General features: G+C 63.0%; 3 protein-coding genes. 2 read left to right on the top strand and 1 reads right to left on the bottom strand.

Annotated features, from left to right (window positions below; genetic code table 11):
* Positions 1–138: 138 nt before the first annotated feature.
* Both aroC and WCA85_RS13835 read left to right on the top strand, forming a co-directional pair.
* Entirely contained in the window at positions 139–1,239 is a 1,101-nt protein-coding gene (gene aroC / locus WCA85_RS13840) for a chorismate synthase (RefSeq protein ID WP_424064723.1), read from the top strand.
* A gap of 33 nt (positions 1,240–1,272) precedes the next feature.
* Positions 1,273–2,745 (top strand): tetratricopeptide repeat protein, encoded by a 1,473-nt coding sequence (locus WCA85_RS13835; protein WP_424064722.1) that lies wholly within the window; start codon positions 1,273–1,275, stop codon positions 2,743–2,745.
* Positions 2,746–2,821: 76 nt separating this feature from the next.
* Here WCA85_RS13835 and WCA85_RS13830 read toward each other — a convergent pair.
* Positions 2,822–2,985 (bottom strand): 4Fe-4S dicluster domain-containing protein (locus tag WCA85_RS13830; RefSeq protein WP_424064725.1); only part of this gene is annotated, 164 nt, incomplete at its 5' end.

Genomic DNA, 2,985 nt, shown 5'->3' with positions numbered 1-2,985 from the left:
GAAGTAACGGCGAGCAGCGGTGGGGCGGCTGCGCGCCGTCCCGTCTTGTCCATTCGGCCAACGCCAGCCCGGCGTGGCCCTCGGCGCCTCGCGCGCTGGCATAATAACGATCTCCCCGCATCTCTTTGGACGACGCTCATGTCCGGCAATACGCTTGGTACGCTTTTCACCGTCACGACCTTTGGCGAGTCGCACGGCCCCGCGATAGGCTGCGTTATCGATGGCTGCCCGCCGGGTATGGCGTTGGTTGAAGGCGATATCCAGCTGGAACTCGACCGCCGCAAGCCGGGCACGTCGCGCCACGTCACACAGCGTCAGGAAGAAGACAAGGTCGAGATTCTCTCGGGTGTGTTCGAAGGTATCACCACCGGCGCCCCGATTGCGCTGCTGATCCGCAATACCGACCAGCGCAGCAAAGACTACGGCAACATCGCCGACACCTTCCGCCCAGGCCATGCCGATTACACGTACTGGCAAAAGTTTGGCATTCGCGACTATCGCGGCGGCGGCCGCTCGTCGGCCCGTCTGACAGCGCCGACGGTCGCGGCGGGTGCGGTGGCGAAGAAATGGTTGCGCGAACATTTTGGCACACAAATTCGTGGCTATATGGCGACGCTAGGCGAGATCGACGTGCCTTTCGTCGACTGGTCGCATGTGCGGGAAAATCCGTTTTTCGCGGCGAGTACGGAGGTCGTTCCGCAGCTCGAAGCGTACATGGACGCGTTGCGCAAGGATGGCGATTCGATCGGCGCCCGCATTAACGTCGTGGCTTCGGGCGTGCCGGTTGGGCTGGGTGAACCGCTGTTCGACCGCCTCGACGCCGACATCGCGCACGCCATGATGGGCATCAATGCGGTGAAAGGCGTTGAAATCGGCGCGGGCTTCGCCAGCGTCGCGCAACGCGGCTCGGTGCACGGCGACGAGTTGACGCCGGAAGGCTTCGTTGGCAATCACGCTGGCGGTGTGCTGGGGGGCATCTCCACTGGCCAGGACATTACTGTGTCGATCGCCATCAAGCCGACTTCGAGCATTCGCACGCCGCGTCGTTCCATCGACAAGGCAGGGCAACCGGTCGTCGTCGAAACGTTTGGGCGTCATGATCCGTGTGTCGGGATTCGCGCCACGCCGATCGCCGAGTCAATGCTCGCGCTGGTGCTGATCGACCATGCCTTGCGCAATCGCGCGCAATGTGGCGACGTCGTGGTCACGACCCCGAAGATTGCGGCAAGCGCGCCCTGACGCGCGTCGTACTGTTTCAGCTTGAGTGTCGAGATGACAGACTTCAATATTGCCGATACCCAAGCCGTCGACGAAGCGCTGGCGCAACTGCGTGCGCGCGTTGCTGACCCGCGGGCCGACGCAGCCGACTGGCTCGCGTTTGGACAGACATTGCTCCAGGCGGCTGGGCATAAATCGGATCAGCAACGAGAGGCACTGGCCGCGCTGGTGCGCGCGTACCAACTCGACCCTTCGCATGAGCCGACGCTGCTTGCCACCATTGCACAAACGGCTTTCATCGTGCGTGACTGGGGTCTGGTTGATTCAGCAACGGTGGTCCTGTTAGCGCAGAATGCCGCCAACGCGAATGCACTCGTCTGGCGGGCAGTCGCTGTGCAACAGCGAAACGATTTCAGCGAAGCCGAGCGTTTGCTCCGTGAGGCCGTGCGAGTCGTGCCGGGCAATCCGGTGCCGCTTCACAAGCTCGCGCTGTGCGTGAAGGAACAGGCGCGCTTTGCCGAAGCGGAAGCGCTGCTGCGGCAAGTGCTGGAACTCTCGCCCCAGAACGCCCTTGCACTGTTCGATCTGTCCGAGCTTGAGATCCGCTCGGGCCGTTATGCAGACGGCTGGGTGGACTACGAATCGCGTATGGCGTTTGACGATCAGAACGAAGGCCGCCGTGCGCTGACCCCCATTAGCGCGTATTGGCAGGGTGAATCGCTGGCCGGCAAGACGCTCGTCGTATACGGCGAGCAGGGTCATGGCGATTGTCTATGGGCGGTTCGTTTTCTGCCCTTGCTTGCCGAACGGGCGCAGCGCGAGGGCGGCCGGGTGATCCTCGGACACGAAGGGCCGCTGCGGCATCTGTTCGAACGCATGTTGCCGCAAGGCATGACGCTTGAAACGAGTCTCGAAACGAAGCCCGACTTCCATTGTGGCTTGATGAGCTTGCCGCTGCGGTTGGGCGTGGTCGATCCATCGGGCTGGGGCCGTGCCTATCTGAGCGCCGACCCGCAGCGCGCCGAACTGTGGCGCGCGCGAGTCGCGCAGAGCGCGGCCGTCGGGCCGAAAGTCGGGCTGGTCTGGAACGGCAATCCGCAGCACAACCGGGATATGCGGCGCTCAGTGCCAGTCGAGCAACTCGAGCCGATATTGACCGTGCCGGGCATTACCTATTTTGCGTTGTCGCCAGGGCGTGCGGCGACGGTTGAGGCGTGGCGCGCTCACAGTATCCGGATCGTCGATCCGACCGGGCAGTTCGAAGCAGGGTTCGACGACGTCGCGGCGTTGCTCGCGAATCTGGATCTGGTCGTGACGATCGACAGCGGGCCGGCGCATCTTTCGGGTGCGCTGGGCGTGCCGACCTGTTTGATGATCGACCACGTGTCGGCGTGGTTTTGGGGCAAGGAGACTCAGCGTACGCCGTGGTACGACTCGGTCGAACTGTTCCGTCAGCCGGCGATTGGCGCATGGGCTCCAGTGCTGGCGAGCGTGCGCGCTCGACTGGAGGCGTTGGCGGCGCGTTGAGGTGTGGACTGGATAAAAAAAGCGCCGCACGAAGCGACGCTCTTTGCATCATGAGACGCGACGTACACTTATGCCGTCACATGTTCGGATAGTTTGGCCCACCACCGCCCTCGGGCGTGACCCACACGATGTTCTGCGTCGGGTCCTTGATGTCACACGTCTTGCAGTGCACGCAGTTCTGCGCGTTGATCACCAGACGCTCGCTGCCATCGTCGTTCTTCACGAACTCATAGACAGCCG

Source organism: Paraburkholderia sp. (assembly GCF_049581445.1).
Lineage (GTDB): Bacteria > Pseudomonadota > Gammaproteobacteria > Burkholderiales > Burkholderiaceae > Paraburkholderia.
This window is presented reverse-complemented; position numbering and strand designations above follow the sequence as displayed.